This is a genomic window from Citrobacter sp. XY323 (genome assembly GCF_025106035.1).
Lineage (GTDB): Bacteria > Pseudomonadota > Gammaproteobacteria > Enterobacterales > Enterobacteriaceae > Citrobacter > Citrobacter braakii.
Genome location: NZ_JANYUK010000016.1, coordinates 86,672 through 105,829, shown reverse-complemented (window position 1 = coordinate 105,829; position 19,158 = coordinate 86,672). Strand labels below are relative to the sequence as shown.

Below are 19,158 nucleotides of genomic sequence, written 5' to 3'. Positions count from 1 at the left end.
CCTGATAAGCGAAGCGCCATCAGGCAATCGAACGCAAAAATGCTTAAAGAGGCTAAAAATGAACGCGATTCGCGTTGAAAACGTCAGTAAAACCTTTGTACTGCATCAGCAAAACGGCGTGCGTCTGCCGGTGCTGCAAGACGCCACGCTGGAAGTTAAAAACGGCGAATGCGTGGTGCTGCACGGTCACTCTGGCAGCGGCAAATCCACGTTGCTGCGTTCGCTGTACGCCAACTACCTGCCGGATGAAGGACACATCCACATCCGCCACAGCGGCGAATGGGTCGATCTGGTGCAGGCTCCGGCGCGTAAAGTGCTGGAAGTTCGCCGTTCAACCATCGGCTGGGTCAGCCAGTTCTTGCGCGTGATCCCAAGGATTTCTGCGCTGGATGTGGTGATGCAGCCGCTGCTGGATCTCGGCGTGTCACGCGAGGAGTGCGCAGCCAAAGCGGCTAACCTGCTTACCCGCCTGAACGTGCCGGAGCGGCTGTGGCATCTGGCGCCGTCGACGTTTTCCGGGGGCGAACAGCAGCGCGTCAATATCGCCCGAGGGTTTATCGTCGATTACCCGATTCTACTCCTCGATGAGCCCACCGCCTCGCTGGACGCCAAAAACAGCGCCGCCGTCGTCGCATTGATTGAAGAAGCGAAAGCCCGCGGCGCGGCAATTGTCGGCATTTTTCACGATCAAACCGTGCGCGACCGCGTCGCGGATCGCCTGCACCTGATGGGAACAACAGCATGATTATCAATAATGTAAAGCTGGTGCTGGAAGATGAAGTGGTGCAAGGATCGCTGGAAATTGAGGGCGGAACGATCCGCGCCTTTGCCGAAAGTCAGAGCCAACTGGCCCAAGCGATGGACGGAGAAGGCGGCTGGCTGCTGCCAGGGCTTATCGAGCTGCATACCGACAATCTCGACAAGTTTTTCACCCCGCGCCCGAAGGTAGACTGGCCCGCCCACTCGGCGATGAGCAGCCACGACGCGCTGATGGTCGCCAGCGGCATTACCACCGTGCTGGACGCGGTGGCGATTGGCGATGTGCGCGACGGTGGCGACCGTCTGGAAAATCTGGAGAAGATGATCAACGCGGTGGAAGAGACGCAAAAGCGCGGGGTCAATCGCGCCGAGCACCGCCTGCATTTGCGCTGCGAGCTGCCGCATCACACCACCCTACCGCTGTTTGAAAAACTGGTCGGTCGTGAGCCGGTGACGCTGGTATCGCTGATGGATCACTCCCCCGGCCAGCGTCAGTTCGCCAATCGCGAGAAGTACCGCGAGTATTATCAGGGCAAGTATTCACTTACCGACGAGCAAATGGCCCGCTACGAAGAAGAACAGTTAGCTCTGGCTGCACGTTGGTCGCAACCCAACCGCACAGCGATTGCTCAGATGTGTCGTGAGCGCCAGATAGCGCTGGCGAGCCATGACGATGCCACCTGCGATCATGTGCTGGAATCGCATCAACTTGGCAGCGTGATCGCCGAATTTCCTACTACCTTTGCCGCCGCAGAGGCCTCGCGCCAGCATGGCATGAACGTGCTGATGGGCGCGCCCAACATCGTGCGCGGCGGTTCTCACTCCGGCAACGTGGCGGCGCATAAGCTGGCTGAGCTGGGGCTGCTGGATATTCTCTCCTCCGACTACTACCCCGCCAGCCTGCTCGATGCGGCATTTCGCGTGGCGGACGATGACGCCAACCGCTTTACGCTGCCGCAGGCCATTCGTCTGGTGACCCGCAATCCGGCGCGGGCATTAAATCTCGACGATCGTGGCGTTGTAGCCGAAGGTAAACGCGCGGATCTGGTGCTGGCGCATCGCAAAGGCGATCACATCCATATCGACCACGTCTGGCGTCAGGGCAAAAGGGTATTCTGACTATGGGGAAACTGATCTGGCTGATGGGGCCGTCCGGCTCCGGTAAGGACAGTCTACTGGCAGAACTTCGCCAGCAGGAACCTGCGCAACTGCTGGTGGCGCACCGTTACATCACCCGCGCCGCCAACGCAGGGAATGAAAACCATATTGCCCTCAGCGAACCAGAGTTTTTTACCCGCGCCGGGCAGAACCTGCTGGCGCTGAGCTGGCATGCCAACGGCTTCTATTACGGCGTCGGCGTAGAGATTGACCTCTGGCTGCACGCCGGTTTTGATGTGGTGGTCAATGGCTCGCGCGCGCATCTGCCCCAGGCGCAGGCCCGTTACGGCGCTTCTTTACTTCCCATTTGCTTACAGGTTTCCCCGGCCATTCTACGCCAGCGCCTGCAGGCACGTGGGCGGGAGAGCGAAACGGAAATCGCTGCCCGCCTTGAACGCGCGGCACGCTACACGCCGTATGACTGCCACGTCCTGAACAATGATGGAAGTTTGCTACAGTCTGTCGATACACTGCTCACCCTGATGGGACGCAAGGAGAAGAAACATGTCTGTCTGTGAATTACGCCGCGCCACGCTATACGATACCGATGCGGTTTACGCGCTTATCTGTGAGTTGAAACAGGGCCAATTCAACCTGCAGGCCTTTAGCGCTGGCTACGCCGCAAATCTGCAAGATCCCAATATGCACTACCAGCTGGCGCTGCTCGACGGACAGGTCGTCGGCTTGATCGGTCTGCACCTCCAGTTTCATCTGCACCACGCCAACTGGATTGGCGAGATCCAGGAACTGGTGGTGATGCCACAGGCACGAGGACTAAAAGTGGGTAGTCAGTTACTGGCCTGGGCCGAAGCCACCGCGCGCGAAGCGGGCGCAGAAATAACCGAGCTTTCTACCAGTACCCAACGCCTTGACGCGCACCGCTTTTACCAGCGCGAAGGCTATACCATGAGCCATTTTCGCTTCACCAAACCGTTGTAGGGGGAGCCATGAGTCTGACCATTACGCTGACGGGAACCGGCGGCGCGCAACTGGTGCCAGCATTTGGCTGTGACTGTGCGGCCTGCCAACGAGCACGCTTACAGGCGCAATACCGTCGACGCCCTTGTAGCGGGGTGGTCAAATTTAACAATGCGGTGACGCTGCTGGACGCGGGGATCCCGCATCTGATGGACGACTGGCCAGCAGGCAGCTTCCAGCAGTTTCTGCTCACCCACTACCATATGGATCACGTGCAGGGGCTGTTTCCGCTGCGCTGGGGCGTGGGGGCGACTATCCCGGTGTACGGTCCGCCGGATGAACAGGGATGCGACGATCTGTTTAAGCACCCTGGCATCCTCGATTTTAGCCATACCGTCGCGCCATTCGTGGTGTTTAACCTGCAAGGGTTGCAGGTGACGCCACTCCCGCTCAACCATTCAAAGCTGACGTTTGGCTATCTGCTGGAGACCGCGCACAGCCGCGTGGCGTGGCTCTCCGATACCGCCGGACTTCCCGACAAGACGCTGAAGTTTCTCCACAATAACCAGCCTCAGGTGATTATCATCGACTGCAGCCACGCCCCGCGCGCCGAGCCGCCGCGCAATCACAGCGATGTAAATACCGTTATCGCCTTGAACGAGGTTATCCGCTGCCCACGGGTGATCCTGACGCATATCAGTCATCAGTTTGATTTGTGGATGATGGAGAATCCGCTACCGACAGGGCTCGAAGCCGGGTATGACGGAATGGAAATTGTGCTGAGGTAGGTTTACATCGCACTAAAACACTTGTTAACAGGTCTCTGCTCCCTATAACCTTGCCAGCGAAAAATTGCGCTAACGATCGTAATCTTCTTCCATTCTGCGCTCTTCGTCTTCTAACTGACGCCGTTCCTGATCGAGCTGGCGCTGGCGGTCATCCAGTTGGCGGCGGCGGTCTTCAAACTGGCGGCGGCGATTATCATACTGCCTGCGACGATCGTCACTCATCTGTCGCTGCCAGCTTTCATCACGAGAGTCGTCATAATCCCGCCCGCTGTCCGGTTTGTAGGCGTCGTTAATTGCCTGCTGAATATTGCCGATGGCGTCATCGATAATATCCGCCTGCGCCGATACGGTGGTCATCATCAGCAGAGTGAAAAGTAAGAATGTCGCGGAGCGTTGCATAAAACCAGCCTCATCAAGAAACTCGCCCCACGGTAATCAAAGCGTATTTGCGCGGGTAGCGGAGGAATCTCAATTACGCGAATGCCGCAGCGCCTGCGCCAGTTCTCCCCGAGTGAAGGGCTTACGCAATAACGCCACATCTGGCAGCGCCGGATTATGCGCCGGACGTAAATCCTGGCCGCTAATCAGCAGGATGTTCAGTTGTGGATAATGTGCCAGCGCATGATTAATCACATCCACACCGCTTAAACCGCCGGGCAGCATTAAGTCGCTGATAAAAATATCAATCTCGGATGAAGCCGCCAGCATATGCATAGCCTGTTCGCCGTTGGCGGCCTCTAACGTCAGGTAGCCCAGCAGGTGTAATTGCTCACATAACGTCTGGCGCACATCGGCTTCATCTTCGAGAACCAGCACCAGTTTTTCACCGCGAGTCGGAGTGTGCTGTGCGATTGTCTCCACCGGTGTCTGCACCGGCACAACCGCGCGAGGAAGCTGCAATCTGACCGTCGTTCCCTGCCCAGGGGCGCTTTCAATCTCCACGCGGCCACCGGACTGGCGCACAAAACCGTAGACCATAGACAGCCCCAGCCCGCTGCCGCTGCCGGTCTGTTTGGTGGTGAAAAACGGCTCGAAGACCTGAGCTTTCACCTCCTGCGACATCCCGCTTCCCTGGTCGGCAACTTCCAGCATCACCATATCCTGCTTACGCCCATCGCTGCGCGTGACCCGCTGATTCCAGGTACGGATTTTAATCGTGCCCGCCTGCCCGTCCATAGCGTCACGGGCATTCATCACCAGATTAATAATGGCGTTCTCCAGTTGGCTGACATCAATCCACGCGGGCCAGGCGGGAGACTGGGCTTCAATCTCCAGCGTCAACGTAGCCGGAAGAGAGTGGCGCATCAGTTCGCCCAAATTTTCCAGCAGCGTTTTCAGCTCCACCGCATGGGGATGCAACGACTGTTTGCGCGAAAAGGCCAGCAGCCGCTGGGTAAGGAGCGCCCCGCGCTCGGCGGCTTTTAGCGCCCGATTGACCCGTGGCGCATCGGGAGAGTCTGGGTTCACCAGATCCAGGCTGCCAATAATGACTGCCAGCAGGTTATTGAAATCGTGCGCTAATCCGCCTGTCAGTTGCCCTACCGCCTTCAGTTTCTGACTGTGCAACAGCGCTTCCTCCAGCCCCTGGCGCTCGGTGCGGTCGATTTCCATCTGGCTGGTTTTTTCTTTTAGCAGTCGGGTGGTGTGCTCCAGCGATGCCGTATTACGGGCGAAGACGCTAAAGGCGCGGGCCAGCTCGCCCAGCTCATCGCGCCGCTGCAGGGCCGGGACGCTAACGTCCGATTCACCATGCGCCAGTCGGGTCATCGCCCGCGAAATGGCCGTCAGGTTAGAACCGAGGTTACGGTAGATATACCAGCCGGCAAAACCGGTGATCACCACCGCCAACAGCGCAAACACCAAAATAAACAACGCGCCAGATTGCAGTTCCTGATGGCTTTGCGCCACCCGCTGTTCGGAGATCAGCGCCACCTGCGAAGCATACCGGTTGATATCGCTGTTGAGGATCGCCACCAGCGCTTTGATATGAAACATATACCAGTTGATCGCCAAATCGCTCTGCTCAAGCGCGGAAGAGAGCGGCTCCAGCTTATGCAACTCCTGGTTGAAGTCGGTGAGGATGTTGGTAATCAGCGGATTGCTATTTTGCACAGGCAGCGCGGGCATCACGCCGTCCAGTTGTTTCACCACCGAACGCGGCGTGGGTGTTTCAATGGCGGCAACAATTAAGCGGTCTATCTGCCCCAGCAGCACGTCATCCTGCGCGCCGGTCAGCTTTTGCAGATGACGTAAATAACTTTGATTCTGATACAGCGAACTGAGCAGGGCGTTACGTTCCAGATGTCGCCGTTGCCCGCGCTGCAGCATACCTTCCACGCTGCTTTGTAGCTCCTGGCTGCGCTGGATAATACGCTCGACCAGCGCCGGCTCCTGCTGCGCCAACGGCGCGGTGGCCAACTGTTCCAGCGAATGCTTCAGCGCCCGTTGCGTCTCCTGCAGCCGCTCCGCTTCACCTTTGTATTCCAGCGCGCCGACCACCTGCGACAGCCGCACCGCCGCCGTCGCCACGTTCGCCGTATCCCGCGCCAGGTTCATGCTGCCGGTCATGTCGTCAACGGTTTGCTGCTGCACCTGTTCCTGGATTTGACTGGCATGCTGAAACCCCAGCACCGCCACACCGCTTACCATCAGCGTGACCGTCACCACCAGCAGATTGAAGAACAGCAATCGTCCGCGCGCACTGGCGAAAAAGTGACGTCCTGGTTGCGGCATATCACGCTCCGTGAAGAAAAATCGCAATATGACAAATATGAACGGCTTCTGACATTTTGCATTTACATTCCTGTGATGGACTGCTGATATCGGCCACCCCACAGGAGATCCGCTATGAGCAGGACACCGGTTCTGGAGATGCGCAACATTGCCAAAGCGTTTGGTAAATTTTACGCGCTGAAAGGGGTCGATTTAACGGTCTGGCCGGGTGAGATTCATGCCCTGATGGGTGAGAACGGCGCGGGGAAAAGCACCCTGATGAAGATCCTCGCGGGCGCGTATACCGCCACCAGCGGTGAGATCCTGATCGACGGTCAGCCGTTTCACATTCGCGGGCCAAAAGACGCGCTCAGCGCAGGCATCACGCTGATTTACCAGGAGATGCAGCTCGCGCCGAACCTGACGGTGGCGGAAAATATCTTTCTTGGCAGCGAGCTGTCGCGCGGCGGTCTGGTCCAGCGTAAAGAGATGGTGATGCAGTCGCAGAAAGTCATCGACCGACTCGGCGCCCAGTTTAAGGCCAGCGATCGCGTGATGACGTTGACCATCGCCGAACAGCAGCAGGTGGAAATCGCCCGCGCCCTGCACCGTAACAGCCGCATTCTGGTGATGGATGAACCCACTGCCGCCCTCTCCTCACGTGAAACCCACCGCTTGTTTGAACTGATCATGCGCCTGCGCGATGAGGGGATGGCGATTATCTACATTAGCCACCGCATGGCGGAGGTGTATGAACTCTCGGACCGCGTCAGCGTCCTGCGCGACGGGCAATATGTAGGCAGCCTGACCCGCGACAAACTCAACGCCTCTGAACTGGTGCGCATGATGGTGGGCCGACCGTTAAGCGATTTGTTCAACAAAGAGCGCGATATTCCCTTAGGTAAAGCGCGCCTCAACGTCCACCACCTGACCGACGGCCATAAAGTCCAGCCGTGCAGTTTGCTGGTGCGCTCCGGGGAGATCGTCGGCCTTGCCGGGTTAGTCGGCGCCGGGCGATCTGAACTGGCTCAGTTGATTTTTGGCGTGCGTAAAGCCATCGGCGGCATGATTGAAGTAGACGGTGAACCGGTGGTGATCCACTCCCCTCGCGAAGCGATTGACCACGGCATTGGCTTTCTGACGGAAAACCGCAAAGAGCAGGGATTGTTTTTAGAGCTGGCGGCAGCAGAGAACATCACCATGGCGACGCTGGAACGTGACGCCAACTGGGGCATGCTCGATCGCAAAAAGGCGCAGGCTATTTCCGATGACGCCATCCAATTGCTCAACATCCGCGTTCCGCACGCCCAGGTACGCGCGGGCGGGCTGTCCGGCGGTAATCAGCAAAAGCTGCTGATTTCACGCTGGGTCGCGATCGGCCCACGCATTTTGATCCTCGATGAACCCACGCGCGGCGTAGACGTTGGCGCCAAAAGCGAGATCTACCGGATCATGAACGACATGGCGCGCAAAGGCGTGGCGATCCTGATGATCTCCAGCGAATTGCCGGAAGTTGTCGGTATGAGCGATCGCGTGTACGTCATGCGGGAAGGCAGCATTGCCGGTGAGCTGAACGGGCAAAGTATTACCCAAGAAAATATTATGACGCTGGCAACCGGCGTGAACGACTCCCATCACCAGGCGGTGTCCCATGAATAATCCAACCACTCCCCAGCAGGTGGCGAAATCCGCCTCCGCGAAAAAATTGCTGATGAGCGATCTGATGCAAACGGTCGGCATCTTGCCGATTCTCATCTTGATAGTGGCGGTGTTTGGCTTTATCGCGCCAAACTTTTTTACCGAAAGCAACCTGCTGAATATTACCCGCCAGGCGTCGATCAACATCGTGCTGGCGGCTGGCATGACCTTCATTATTTTGACCGGTGGGATCGACCTCTCGGTTGGCTCGATTCTCGGCACCACCGCCGTCGCGGCTATGGTCGTTTCGCTGATCCCTGAGTTTGCCATGCTGTCGATTCCGGCGGCGCTGATGCTCGGTCTGGTGCTGGGGTTGTTTAACGGCGCGCTGGTTGCTTTTGCCGGACTGCCACCGTTTATCGTCACGCTTGGAACGTATACGGCGCTGCGCGGCGCGGCCTACCTGCTGGCCGACGGCACGACGGTGATCAATTCCAATATCAGCTTTGAGTGGATCGGTAACAACTATCTTGGTCCGGTTCCGTGGCTAGTGGTCATTGCGCTGGCGGTGGTGGTGATGTGCTGGTTCATTCTTAGGCGCACCACACTCGGCGTTCATATTTATGCGGTCGGCGGCAATATGCAGGCCGCTCGTTTAACCGGTATCAAAGTGTGGCTGGTACTGCTGTTCGTCTACGGCATGAGCGGTGTGCTCTCAGGTCTTGGCGGGGTGATGAGCGCCTCGCGGCTATACAGCGCCAACGGCAACTTAGGCATGGGTTACGAGCTGGACGCCATCGCGGCGGTGATCCTCGGCGGTACCAGCTTTGTTGGGGGGATCGGCACCATCACCGGCACGCTGGTAGGGGCGTTGATTATCGCCACGCTCAATAACGGCATGACGCTGATGGGCGTCTCCTATTTCTGGCAACTGGTGATCAAAGGGGCGGTGATCATCATAGCGGTACTGATCGACAAATACCGTACCCGACACCATCAAAGTGCATAACAACAACATCTTACTTCGAGGAATACAGCATGAGATTGAAGCCCTTAGTCACCGCGCTCTGTGCTGGCGCACTGCTTGCTGCAGCTCCGTTTGTGCAGGCAAAAGAACTGAAATCGATCGGCGTTACGGTGGGCGATCTGGCCAACCCGTTCTTCGTGCAGATCACCAAAGGCGCGGAGCTGGAAGCACGCAAACTGGCGGGTGATAGCGTTAAAGTGACGCTGGTTTCCAGCGGCTACGATCTGGGACAACAGGTGTCGCAAATCGACAACTTTATTGCCGCCAAGGTCGACATGATTATTCTTAACGCCGCCGACTCCAAAGGCATCGGCCCAGCGGTAAAACGCGCGAAAGACGCAGGGATTGTGGTGGTTGCCGTTGACGTAGCGGCGGAAGGCGCAGATGCGACCATTACTTCCGATAACACCCAGGCGGGTGAAATGGCCTGTAAATACATTACCGACCGTCTGAAAGGGAAAGGCAACGTCGTCATTATCAACGGGCCGCCGGTTTCCGCCGTCCAGAACCGCGTGGAAGGCTGCCAGACCGAGTTTAAACGCCACCCGGATATCAAGGTGCTGTCGTATAACCAAAACGCCAAAGGCAGTCGCGAAGGCGGACTGGAGATCATGACCGCGCTGCTGGCGGCGAATCCGAAGATCGACGGCGTATTCGCCATTAACGATCCTACGGCGATCGGTGCCGATCTGGCAGCAAAACAGGCACAACGTAGCGAATTCTTTATTGTCGGCGTAGACGGATCACCAGACGCTGAAGAAGCGTTGAAGCGGGAAAACTCACTATTTGTGGCGACGCCTGCACAAGATCCGCAGGTGATGGCTGCCAAAGCGGTCGAAATCGGCTATGACATATTGCAGGGGAAACCTGCCCCGAAAGAGCCCGTACTGATCCCGGTGACGATGATCGATAAAAACAACGTCGGCAGCTATAAGGGGTGGACGGTGAAATAACCCCTTAACCGACTGATGCTCTCCTGCCGCAAAGAGAGTAAAAGAAGTATGAGCGCCCATCAGGGCGCTTTCCTCATAAAAACTGAGAGTAATAAATATCCATTTCCCGCTCTATCTTTTGACTCACGATCAAAGAATAAATCATAATCGCCGTATAAATAACCAGAATGCCGATAACTAAAGGAGTAAACGTATACCAGGGATGATTATTGAACATTTCCGTTGGCACGAGACTTACAAACCCTATACCCCATAAAATAATTGCGCAAACAATTATGATTTTCCAATAATTCCCGAAATCGAGCTTACCAAGTGCAGGCCAACATCCTGGATATTTAGCAGCTATTATTCCGGTTTGAATCGTGCCTGCGGATGCACTGGCGAATAACTGATGCCCTTGACCATATTTTGCAGCATCCGCAGCCAACACCAATACAACCCAACGCTGAACCTCTGTGCTTTGCCCAGTAACGGCTTCCAGCTCATATCGACTATCGGCCAAAATGTTCACTTTTGCGTTTTCCACCCCACTAAACATTACGAATTTTGACTGTTTATCCAGTGAGTTGAACCACATCTTTTTAATTTTACTCACATCCACTTGTTGAGCAGATAAATATGCACTTACGATTTCATCAAGATAATATGGAGTACTGTCCATCATACGCAATAAATATAAAGGCGTGTCTTTATCTTCAAGCAATTTTGCATTGGTAAAAATAAAGGCATTAGCACTTTCGAAAAAATCAGAATTATTTTTATTGTGCAATTCAACTGTAATAACCAGGTTGTTTTCAGAAATATTTAGGCCAACCCAACCATTGATTAATGAATAATCCGGACAATCATGAAGAATATTAACGTCTCCGACCTTATTGCTGGAGATGCCCAGACTTGCGAGTACCGCCCTGAAACTATTGCCGATAGTGTCATCCGCACCCTTAACATACAACCAGGTATTAAACGGACGATACTCTTTGACAAGAGAATTCTTGAGTGGTTCTATCAACCGTCTTAGCACTTTATCAACTCTGGCGTCATCCATTGAATCAACTTCGATATCAATTCGTAACGGCGTTGCAGAATCTGCTGGCGCTTCCCCTTCTAGTTTCTGAATTTTTAATGCCAGTTCAGGCACCGGGAGAATTGATGAATAGTCTAAAAGAGGCAATGCCTGTATTGCCCAGTTTTTCCACTTATACATACCATACTGCTCAAGGTAACCCGCATAATAAAACGGAAAAGATATTATACCGTGAATGATTATCACCACACACCAGATTACTAACACTATTAGAGAAGGGATTACTATTGCATTCCATGTCAAATCATCAGCAACTTTCTTTTCCTGAAGCCAGTTTAATATATGGTACATCATACATAACAAGAATATAGCACAGCTAATAACCAGCATAATATTTAGCGGGAATTTTCCTGGGTCTTGATAGGGATTCTTGTTTGGTATCTTCCATTTACTCATTTGCTTGTCCCCGCCATTGGCAGTGTGGTTTTTATTGCACAACCGCATGCAGCCCTACACCCATCCACAACAACGCCTCTACCGTCCATTGTCCAGGTTGGTTCAAAATCAAGTATGGGAAAGGTTCCTTTATGCGCAACACAAAGAACAGTATCCCCCATTAAAGCGACAGGAATTCCCATAAACTTGCTACCAGAAGCTTTGTTCACATACCCACCGTTTTCCAGCGGGTCATTTAGCCTGATTACACCTTTCATATTATTTCCCCGCATCCAGGTCACAGCGCATCCGGGTCCATCCCTTATAGCCCTCCACCTCTGGTTCTTTGTCGGGCAGATTTTGATAATTTGCCTTATAACCCTCCGTTAAATGGGCTAAAGCAGTTTTCATAAAAACGACTGTCCCCCAGGCTCGTCCAGGAAACTCAGGACTGGTATGACCGTCCACATACTCGCCATTGGATTTATGTTTGCCTGGTTTATAGAGATAATACGTGTCATCAAAGTATTTATAATCTATACCCGGCCCGCCGGGTTTTAGACGCGGATCCTCAAAAGGGTATGAACTCATATACAAATGATTCTGCGAAGTGGTAATAAATGCCTGATTATTAACCACCACCACTCTTTTTATTTCTTTTCCCTCCGGTCTGTCGACCATATTCCCCTCTGAATTTCTCTCTTGCCCCTGAAATGGGGACATATAAGATGCGACCTGCCATGTTTGCCCATAGTCTTTAGATATTTTATATGCCCCAGGTTCCCATTCAGGCACCAGAACATACTGTTCTGAAGGATGAATATATTCTCCCGTAAATACCATGTATATCGGGTTGCTATAAATTGACTTATGAATATTTCTTTTTATATCATGATAAACAACATATCCTTCACAATCATATCCGATCAGCTCCAGATAACGATTATCATCAAACCGATAAATAATCTGTGAGGGTGATTTTGTACAGGCAGAGACGGCGCATAGCGAGATTGCTCCGATTATTATTTTTAACGTACTTCTCATTTTCATTATTTATCCTTAAACGTTAAGCGACTCAGGCATATCCCATTGCAGATTATTTTCCCGCATCCAGGTCACAGCGCATCCGGGTCCATCCCTTATAGCCCACCACCTCCGGTTCTTTGTCGGGCAGGTTTTGATAATTTGCCTTATAACCCTCCGTTAAATGGGCTAAAGCAGCTTTCATAAAAACGACCGTCCCCCAGGCCGCACCTGGAGATTCAGGTCTCATATGAGCGTCTACATACTTACCCTTGGATTTATGTTTACCTGGCCTGTAGAGATAATAAGTGTCATCAAAGAACTTATAATCAATACCCGGTCCGCCGGGTTTTAGACGCGGATCCTCAAAAGGGTATGAACTCATATACAAATGATTCTGCGAAGTGGTAATAAATGCCTGATTATTAACCACCACCACTCTTTTTATTTCTTTTCCCTCCGGTCTGTCGACCATATTCCCCTCTGAATTTCTCTCTTGCCCCTGAAATGGGGAAATATAAGATGCCACCTCCCATGTTTGCCCATAGTCTTTGGATATTGTGTATGCCCCCGGCTCCCACTCAGGAATAAATATATATTTATCGGAAGGATGAATATATTCACCTGTAAAAATTCTGAAGGAAGCAAATATGCCATCATAGATCTCTTTATGTATGCTTCTTTTATTGTCATGATACCAAAGTGCGCCATCACAATTGAAGCCTTTCAATTCCAGATAGCGGTTATTATCATAGCGATAAATAATCTGCGAGGGTGATTTTGTACAGGCAGAGACGGCGCATAGCAAGAACGCACCAATTATTATCTTTAAAACAATCTCCAATTTCATAAATTATCCTTATACGTTAATTGGCTTAGGCATATCCCATTGCAGATTAGAAATCTCCGTATTGTATATTTCATTATGCCTTGCCGGTTTAACTATTGTTGAATGACAGTATTCATTCACTACACCAAATGCCCCCTTGGGTAGTATCTCATCAGGTTTATTCATATATATTTTTGTCTTCCTATTATTTAGCACTCCTGATTTATAATATTCAACAGTATCAGAAAAACCATTTTTCTTCATACGCCAGTCCCCACGGCGAAGTAGTTTTACCCAGAACTCACCATTTTCGTAATCAAATGCCCTGCATATCCCCACCGCTAGATCGAAGGCCATTGCTTTCGCTGGGGCATCTTTTGACATGACAATAGAGGAATGCTGGCTGTAACCAACAGGGTCTGAGTGCATCCATTCTTTTTTCAGTTCATCCGTCGTTTTTTCATAAATCAGCTGTACGGTTTTATTGTATCCCCCTCCAAGGACAACGCCTTTGGTATAACGCTTACCATATTTATTGCTGAATATTGTGAGTTCTGCTGGTGTTAATTCCCGACCTGGCTGTAAAAAATCGAAACCTGCGCCGCTGAGATTTTTAATATCTGTCTCAGTACGGGAAATAGTAGTGGCTTTTGCAGAAAATGAGATGACCTGATCGGGGGAATCAGGCTCTAACGAATATTTATACTTGCTCTCTACCCCCTGTAGTTGATGCTTAAAAGTAACGGGAAGTTGTTCACCATTAATCACAACATCGGAAAACGTATATTGTTTAGTAAAACCCGTATCCTGATTAAAACTTCCCTTTTTTAACGCCGGCATTTCAAAACACACGCTTTGGGGGCTACAACCTATATCGGGGCCATTTTCGCAGAAAACACGCTGGCGCAAATTCTCTATACCACTCGCAATGTCGTGAGGTATGCCTCGCCAGCCAAAACCCTGCACGTTAAGTAATGAGACAACACTGTCATTGGGGCAAAAATAGTTATATACCTTGCCGAAGTTATTGCGGGTATAGAGCTTATTCTTGCGCCATTGAGAATGGGTTTTACTCAGACATGTTGCGCCTTCTATATCATCAATTTCCGCTCCGGTGTGGTATTCTCCTTTGCCATATTTATCGTTTGTCGCCATCAAATGACAGAAATTTTTAAACGTCTGCTGACGGGCGCGATCCGTCTGGTGATGTCCGGGGGTCGCACTCTCGGCAAACGTATTTTCAAGCGCATAGGGGGAGTGATTAAGAATAACGCAATCAACGGGGTCCGCCCCTGCCGATTTAACCAGCATATTGGCAAGCATGGTAATGATCGTTCCCTGGGAGTGCGCAACAATATTGATAGGATCGAATTGGGTTGCCGGTTCTCTTCGAATCATCAGGATTAAATCGGCCAGCCGCTGCGCGGCAAAAAACTGATAAATACGGTGAGGGTTATCATAAATAGGATGCGTAAAATCCCCACCATTCATATGAAATGAAGCAAATCCTGCAGCGCCATTCGTCAGGCCACCGGAACCCGGGCCTAACATATCCGGAATAGAGGTTGTCGCATTCGCAAAGGTACCACCGCCTTTGGCATACACATCGTCGAGAACATTACCGAAATTATCATTCTGATATTTCAACGTGGTTTGAGGAATGTGTCCTAACTTTGCCAGCTTCGTGGCGTCATCTTCCTGGTAGGCATTGTAAGGCAGCTTTGCGGCGCTGCCTGATTTAGCCAGCTCATCACGATAACGCCGCTGGTCCTCGATATACGTTGCATGATCAACAGGTTTATATCCCCAGTAAAATGGGATCACCGGACTGCGCCCAGGCATTTTCACCTGCTGCTGTTCGCCATCGCCCATATCCATTTTGAACTGGTGCCATTCATGCGGATACATATCCGTACGGCCCATACGTTCATTCAGGCCGGCAATGATCCCCTGCTCCTGATTTTGATACGCCTCGCCCACATCGTTAACACCATGAACAAGGATTACAATACAGGGCATAGGGTTTTTAACCGCCACTTCGCAGACTGCCATTTTTCCACCGGTGGATTTAGGCACGCCTTGTACCCCCGTCGCCACGACTCGCGGATTAAAGGGACTGTTACTCATTTGGCAAAATCTCCATTTTCATTTCATCCATTTCCGTCATATCCAGTAACGGCGTCATGCCTTCATCGTCGGTAACACCGTCAATGATTTCACCGGAGGCCTTAGTCAGTCTGAATTTTGTCTTTTTCAGAACATCGTCTGTATTCCCATAACCATGTAATTTAATGCGGCGGTGAAACTGGTCTTCCTGAAAAACGGGGGATTTATCTTTAACGGATTCCGGCCCACTCCAGTCAAGAATGGTGCCTTTCAACTGCACTTTAGCGGGAGAGAATATTTTTACTGAGCCATCTTCATTTATTCGGATACCGCCACCCCCACACAGCAACTGAATATTCTTTTTGGCGCTGATGGTCACATTGCCGTTCATACTTTGAATATGAAAATGCTGATCGGAAAGCAGGCCCATTTCACCACGCTGCGCCTGGACGGAAATATCATCTTTTGCGGCAATAATTTTGATCCCGATCGCTCTGCTGAAAAGCGATAAACCCTGTCCGACAGCCATGGAGAGTTTCTTAAAAACGTTAAAACTGCCGTTATTGGCCGCATTCAGCGACAGATCTTTGTTTGCCGACAGCGCCATGGTTTCTGGTGTGAGCAGAGCCATACCTTGATCGGCATAGGCCACCAGCCCCGGCTGAGTCAACTGTTCAAGTGCGGCGTTAAGCTGCTGCTGTTGCCCCATTTCGACGTTTAACGCTTGCGCCGTCAGGGCGCTCTGCTGAAGAGAGGTTGCCAGTACAAGCGCAGCCTGTAGCTGTTGAACAACTGCGTTCATATCGAGCTGCTTGCCCTGGGCTTTTGGCTGCGCCTCTGTCGTCAGCAATATTCCCTTTGCGGCTCTCAACACCCCCCGCTCATCGGTGCGCAGTTCTGCGCCTTCACCGCGCGGCTTACCACCAGCATCAACAAGGTGGCCCATGTTCAGCTGGGTTTTAGCGTATTCGGTACTTAACTTGACGTGTTCCTGTCCGCGTCGGTCCTCCATCCGCAGCTTATTGTGGCCCGCAGTACGGATTACGTTGCGGGTATTGTTACGGCTGGTGACGAGGTCAGGCTTTGGAGCATGATGCAGCGCATGGGCAATGAAAGGCCTTTCCGGATCACCACCTTCAAACGCAATGGCAACTTCCGCCCCCTGAATGAGCGGGAAGTGATGACCATAAGTATCACCGGCATAAATCCGTGCCAGACGGACGGGCATACTTTCATAGCCTTGCTTATGTTGGTCGAGGTCAAAATCAAACTTCACCCAATAGCGCCCCTGCACATCGATATGGGCATATTTGTCATTGTCTATTCGGGAGGAAACAATTGCGGGAACCGTACCCACGATACGCGGTCGGGGTAGTGGCTGCGACCGAAAGCAAACGCGCTCACTGTAAGGAATACCGATCAGTTGGGATTGAAGGGCGGCATCACGCCTCCCCGTCACCCGCATTGCCGTTACCACAAATCCTGAAGTAAACGCTTGCGGAATAGTACCGTCGATTTCAAGCACCATACCTGGCGCGATCGACGGGCTGGTGGTCACCCCGCTTAAAACAGATTGATTATTAAGAATAATTTCGTGATGCAGTTTGGCGTAGAACCAGCTGGATTCGCCCGGTTGTTCCTCTGCAAATTTCGATCCCGGCTGGTGGTGAATATCCGCATAACGATAATCCACTCCATACGTCGTCGATGTTTGTTCAGCCCCATCGGCATCAGCATTGAGTATTAGCGAGTTGGCAAGCCGGTAGTCAAAGTTCTTTGCTTTAACGGCTGCGGAGACAAGGTTGTGCTTTGATACCAGCTTATCGATCGCGTAATCATTTGCTGTCAGACCCGCATGAGATGCATGCATAATCTTTTGATCGAAGATGTACCGGCTTTGGGAATCACTAAAGATAAGCACCATAATGTGCGAAACCGCATGATGATTTTCAATCCTGAACCAGATCCCAACTTCTGACAGGATGCGGCTGACAAACGCTAAATCTGATTCCTCCCACTGTACGATCATTTCCCGGTCAGGATAGGTACAAAGAAGCTTATCAAAGTCGATTTCATAATCAGCAAAAAAATGCTCTTTGAGGATCTGCGTTACCAGTTTCGGAACGTTAATATTCAGGTAAATAGCCGATCGCCTGCGTCGTGAGAGTAATGCAAGCTTATGCTCCAGCCTGATTTCGTACAGTGATTCATCCGCTGAAGTGCTAATAAGTGAACATGATGTAATAACCCCTTCTATTTGCCGCTCATTGATCCACATTGCAGAACCCTGAACATATTTACTCCATTTATTATTAGGGGCTCTAATTTGTAGCATAGCTTCAATATTAAGAAGAGATTCTGGAGGGATATCTTTACATTTTGAAGTGAATGTTATTTTATAACTATATGGTTTGCTTAGACTTTCCTTTCCGTCAATTGATTCAACATCAAGTACACCTAAATTTACCGACCCTCTGATGGTTAATAAGTATTTATTTATACCATCATCTGAAATCATACCTTCAAGATTATAGAAGCCAGAACCTTTTTTCATTATCGCATCCCTTGCAGAAAGACAGTAATACATAAAGAATAAAGTTTAATCAGCATACCAACAAGACTACTAAGAAGGTTATTTTTTACTAAAAAAATATTTTAAAACTAAACAAATAGTTATTAGCAAAGTACGTAGTACACTTATGATATATAAACGATAGGTTAACTAACGATATTTTATATTCAATAGCAGCAGATTTTAATAAGATTATTTATATTTTGTATTATTCATTTTTAATCGCGAGGCAACACGCCAGCGCTCACATCCCAATGACTGCAGAAAACTGAGATTCGACTAAAAAAACAAACATATTAAGATAATGATTTACAATAACATTTGTGAAAATGCTCTTTTTATTTATCATTTTATTGAATGAATCACATCACCACATAGAAAAACACAATAAAATATAACTATTCCCTATTCTGCTGTGAGGGAGAGGTAACCGGATTGTGTCCATTTTATCCATGGGAAAGCTTTTGATTTTCTCCCTCTTCTTTGAGAGAGGGCCGCATAAAGGTCATCTTATCAGCCACAGGAGAATCAATGAAACGCTCAGCAATAAACGAAATCCTTGGCCACACGCGCCAGTTTTTCTCTCAGCACGACGTGCATCTCCCCCCTTTCGCCAGTTTCCCGCCGACCCAATGGCGCAAGCTTGATCCCGCCGCCTGGAGAGAAGTTTTCGACCTTAAGCTCGGTTGGGATGTCACCGCGTTTGGCGGCAACAATTTCGCCGCGCAAGGGTTAACGCTGTTTACCCTGCGTAATGGCTCGCCGAAAGGAATGCCTTACGAGAAATGCTACGCCGAGAAAATCATGCATGTTCGCGATGCGCAGGTCACGCCGATGCATTTTCACTGGCGTAAACGCGAAGACATTATCAATCGCGGCGGCGGTAATTTAATTGTGGAACTGTGGAATGCGGGGATCCGAGAACAAACGGAGGACAGCGACGTGAGCGTGGTGATTGACGGCTGTCGGCAAACCCATGCGGCAGGCAGTCAACTGCGCCTGACGCCGGGTGAAAGCATCTGCCTGCCACCGGGCCTGTATCACAGCTTCTGGGCGGAAGAAGGTTTTGGCGACGTGCTGGTCGGCGAGGTTTCTTCTGTTAATGACGACGACCACGATAACCACTTTCTGCAACCGATCGCCCGCTATAACGACATTGAAGAAGACGAACCGGCGCAGCTGGTGCTGTGTAATGAGTATCGCCTGTTCCGCTAAC

Annotated in this window: 17 protein-coding genes; 9 read left to right on the top strand and 8 right to left on the bottom strand. The window is 51.3% G+C overall.

The genetic code is table 11. The features are described from left to right. The first annotated feature begins 58 nt into the window (after window positions 1-58). From phnL to phnP, 5 genes are read left to right on the top strand one after another with little or no spacing between them, the layout of a single operon-like run. Window positions 59-745 (top strand): phosphonate C-P lyase system protein PhnL, encoded by a 687-nt coding sequence (gene phnL / locus N0B36_RS20865; RefSeq protein WP_047499592.1) that lies wholly within the window; start codon window positions 59-61, stop codon window positions 743-745. After that, entirely contained in the window at window positions 742-1,878 is a 1,137-nt protein-coding gene (gene phnM, locus N0B36_RS20860) for an alpha-D-ribose 1-methylphosphonate 5-triphosphate diphosphatase (protein WP_016155473.1), read from the top strand. Before phnL ends, phnM begins: the two co-directional genes overlap by 4 nt. Before the next feature lie 2 nt (window positions 1,879-1,880). Next, window positions 1,881-2,435, top strand: coding sequence for a ribose 1,5-bisphosphokinase (gene phnN / locus N0B36_RS20855; RefSeq protein WP_016155392.1), 555 nt, complete (start codon window positions 1,881-1,883; stop codon window positions 2,433-2,435). Then, the gene (phnO, locus tag N0B36_RS20850) at window positions 2,422-2,856 is read left to right on the top strand and encodes an aminoalkylphosphonate N-acetyltransferase (RefSeq protein WP_259688926.1); all 435 of its coding nucleotides are present in this window, start codon (window positions 2,422-2,424) and stop codon (window positions 2,854-2,856) included. The genes phnN and phnO overlap by 14 nt, the downstream gene beginning before the upstream one ends. 8 nt (window positions 2,857-2,864) lie before the next feature. Beyond that, entirely contained in the window at window positions 2,865-3,623 is a 759-nt protein-coding gene (gene phnP, locus N0B36_RS20845; RefSeq protein WP_016155390.1) for a phosphonate metabolism protein PhnP, read from the top strand. A 69-nt stretch (window positions 3,624-3,692) separates the two neighbouring features. On the opposite strand, the gene yjdP is transcribed toward phnP, so the two are convergent. Further along, entirely contained in the window at window positions 3,693-4,022 is a 330-nt protein-coding gene (gene yjdP, locus N0B36_RS20840) for a DDRRRQL repeat protein YjdP (protein ID WP_016155470.1), read from the bottom strand. A 69-nt stretch (window positions 4,023-4,091) separates the two neighbouring features. After that, entirely contained in the window at window positions 4,092-6,356 is a 2,265-nt protein-coding gene (locus N0B36_RS20835; protein WP_103767214.1) for a hybrid sensor histidine kinase/response regulator, read from the bottom strand. Window positions 6,357-6,470: 114 nt separating this feature from the next. Between N0B36_RS20835 and N0B36_RS20830 the strand changes: the two genes are divergently transcribed. Genes N0B36_RS20830 through N0B36_RS20820 form a run of 3 tightly spaced genes read left to right on the top strand, consistent with a single transcriptional unit; the run spans window position 6,471 to window position 9,953 of the window. Continuing rightward, window positions 6,471-7,994 (top strand): sugar ABC transporter ATP-binding protein, encoded by a 1,524-nt coding sequence (locus tag N0B36_RS20830; protein ID WP_016155468.1) that lies wholly within the window; start codon window positions 6,471-6,473, stop codon window positions 7,992-7,994. Then, complete coding sequence (locus N0B36_RS20825; protein ID WP_016155386.1) at window positions 7,987-8,982, top strand: ABC transporter permease subunit; 996 nt, start codon at window positions 7,987-7,989, stop codon at window positions 8,980-8,982. Before N0B36_RS20830 ends, N0B36_RS20825 begins: the two co-directional genes overlap by 8 nt. 29 nt (window positions 8,983-9,011) lie before the next feature. Beyond that, a complete protein-coding gene (locus tag N0B36_RS20820) occupies window positions 9,012-9,953 on the top strand; it encodes an ABC transporter substrate-binding protein (protein WP_019077849.1) in 942 nt (313 codons plus the stop codon). Window positions 9,954-10,026: 73 nt separating this feature from the next. Here N0B36_RS20820 and N0B36_RS20815 read toward each other — a convergent pair whose 3' ends face one another. The 6 genes from N0B36_RS20815 to N0B36_RS20790 are packed head-to-tail and all read right to left on the bottom strand — an operon-like array spanning window position 10,027 to window position 17,924. Continuing rightward, window positions 10,027-11,433, bottom strand: a complete 1,407-nt coding sequence (locus tag N0B36_RS20815) for a hypothetical protein (protein ID WP_259688925.1) — start codon at window positions 11,431-11,433, stop codon at window positions 10,027-10,029. Next, a complete protein-coding gene (locus N0B36_RS20810; protein ID WP_016155465.1) occupies window positions 11,430-11,690 on the bottom strand; it encodes a PAAR domain-containing protein in 261 nt (86 codons plus the stop codon). The genes N0B36_RS20815 and N0B36_RS20810 overlap by 4 nt, the downstream gene beginning before the upstream one ends. Window position 11,691: 1 nt before the next feature. After that, on the bottom strand, window positions 11,692-12,462 hold the full coding sequence (locus tag N0B36_RS20805; RefSeq protein WP_259688924.1) for a hypothetical protein: 771 nt from the start codon (window positions 12,460-12,462) through the stop codon (window positions 11,692-11,694). Window positions 12,463-12,508: 46 nt separating this feature from the next. Further along, window positions 12,509-13,285, bottom strand: a complete 777-nt coding sequence (locus N0B36_RS20800; protein WP_259688923.1) for a hypothetical protein — start codon at window positions 13,283-13,285, stop codon at window positions 12,509-12,511. 9 nt (window positions 13,286-13,294) lie between these two features. Beyond that, on the bottom strand, window positions 13,295-15,391 hold the full coding sequence (locus tag N0B36_RS20795; protein ID WP_259688922.1) for an alpha/beta hydrolase: 2,097 nt from the start codon (window positions 15,389-15,391) through the stop codon (window positions 13,295-13,297). Further along, window positions 15,384-17,924 (bottom strand): type VI secretion system Vgr family protein, encoded by a 2,541-nt coding sequence (locus tag N0B36_RS20790; protein WP_259688921.1) that lies wholly within the window; start codon window positions 17,922-17,924, stop codon window positions 15,384-15,386. The genes N0B36_RS20795 and N0B36_RS20790 overlap by 8 nt, the downstream gene beginning before the upstream one ends. A gap of 549 nt (window positions 17,925-18,473) precedes the next feature. Here N0B36_RS20790 and N0B36_RS20785 point away from each other — a divergent pair. Continuing rightward, window positions 18,474-19,157: a D-lyxose/D-mannose family sugar isomerase gene (locus tag N0B36_RS20785; protein ID WP_019077855.1), complete on the top strand. Its 684-nt coding sequence runs from the start codon at window positions 18,474-18,476 to the stop codon at window positions 19,155-19,157. Window position 19,158: the final 1 nt, after the last annotated feature.

Excerpts from the sequence above, each read along its gene's own strand:
- N0B36_RS20830 (WP_016155468.1), top strand. The coding sequence starts at position 6,471 with ATGAGCAGGACACCGGTTCTGGAGATGCGCAACATTGCCAAAGCGTTT.
- phnO (WP_259688926.1), top strand. The coding sequence starts at position 2,422 with ATGTCTGTCTGTGAATTACGCCGCGCCACGCTATACGATACCGATGCG.
- phnL (WP_047499592.1), top strand. The coding sequence starts at position 59 with ATGAACGCGATTCGCGTTGAAAACGTCAGTAAAACCTTTGTACTGCAT.
- N0B36_RS20800 (WP_259688923.1), bottom strand. The coding sequence starts at position 13,285 with ATGAAATTGGAGATTGTTTTAAAGATAATAATTGGTGCGTTCTTGCTA.
- N0B36_RS20785 (WP_019077855.1), top strand. The coding sequence starts at position 18,474 with ATGAAACGCTCAGCAATAAACGAAATCCTTGGCCACACGCGCCAGTTT.
- N0B36_RS20790 (WP_259688921.1), bottom strand. The coding sequence starts at position 17,924 with ATGAAAAAAGGTTCTGGCTTCTATAATCTTGAAGGTATGATTTCAGAT.
- phnP (WP_016155390.1), top strand. The coding sequence starts at position 2,865 with ATGAGTCTGACCATTACGCTGACGGGAACCGGCGGCGCGCAACTGGTG.
- N0B36_RS20795 (WP_259688922.1), bottom strand. The coding sequence starts at position 15,391 with ATGAGTAACAGTCCCTTTAATCCGCGAGTCGTGGCGACGGGGGTACAA.
- yjdP (WP_016155470.1), bottom strand. The coding sequence starts at position 4,022 with ATGCAACGCTCCGCGACATTCTTACTTTTCACTCTGCTGATGATGACC.
- phnM (WP_016155473.1), top strand. The coding sequence starts at position 742 with ATGATTATCAATAATGTAAAGCTGGTGCTGGAAGATGAAGTGGTGCAA.
- N0B36_RS20820 (WP_019077849.1), top strand. The coding sequence starts at position 9,012 with ATGAGATTGAAGCCCTTAGTCACCGCGCTCTGTGCTGGCGCACTGCTT.
- phnN (WP_016155392.1), top strand. The coding sequence starts at position 1,881 with ATGGGGAAACTGATCTGGCTGATGGGGCCGTCCGGCTCCGGTAAGGAC.
- N0B36_RS20810 (WP_016155465.1), bottom strand. The coding sequence starts at position 11,690 with ATGAAAGGTGTAATCAGGCTAAATGACCCGCTGGAAAACGGTGGGTAT.
- N0B36_RS20835 (WP_103767214.1), bottom strand. The coding sequence starts at position 6,356 with ATGCCGCAACCAGGACGTCACTTTTTCGCCAGTGCGCGCGGACGATTG.
- N0B36_RS20805 (WP_259688924.1), bottom strand. The coding sequence starts at position 12,462 with ATGAAAATGAGAAGTACGTTAAAAATAATAATCGGAGCAATCTCGCTA.
- N0B36_RS20815 (WP_259688925.1), bottom strand. The coding sequence starts at position 11,433 with ATGAGTAAATGGAAGATACCAAACAAGAATCCCTATCAAGACCCAGGA.
- N0B36_RS20825 (WP_016155386.1), top strand. The coding sequence starts at position 7,987 with ATGAATAATCCAACCACTCCCCAGCAGGTGGCGAAATCCGCCTCCGCG.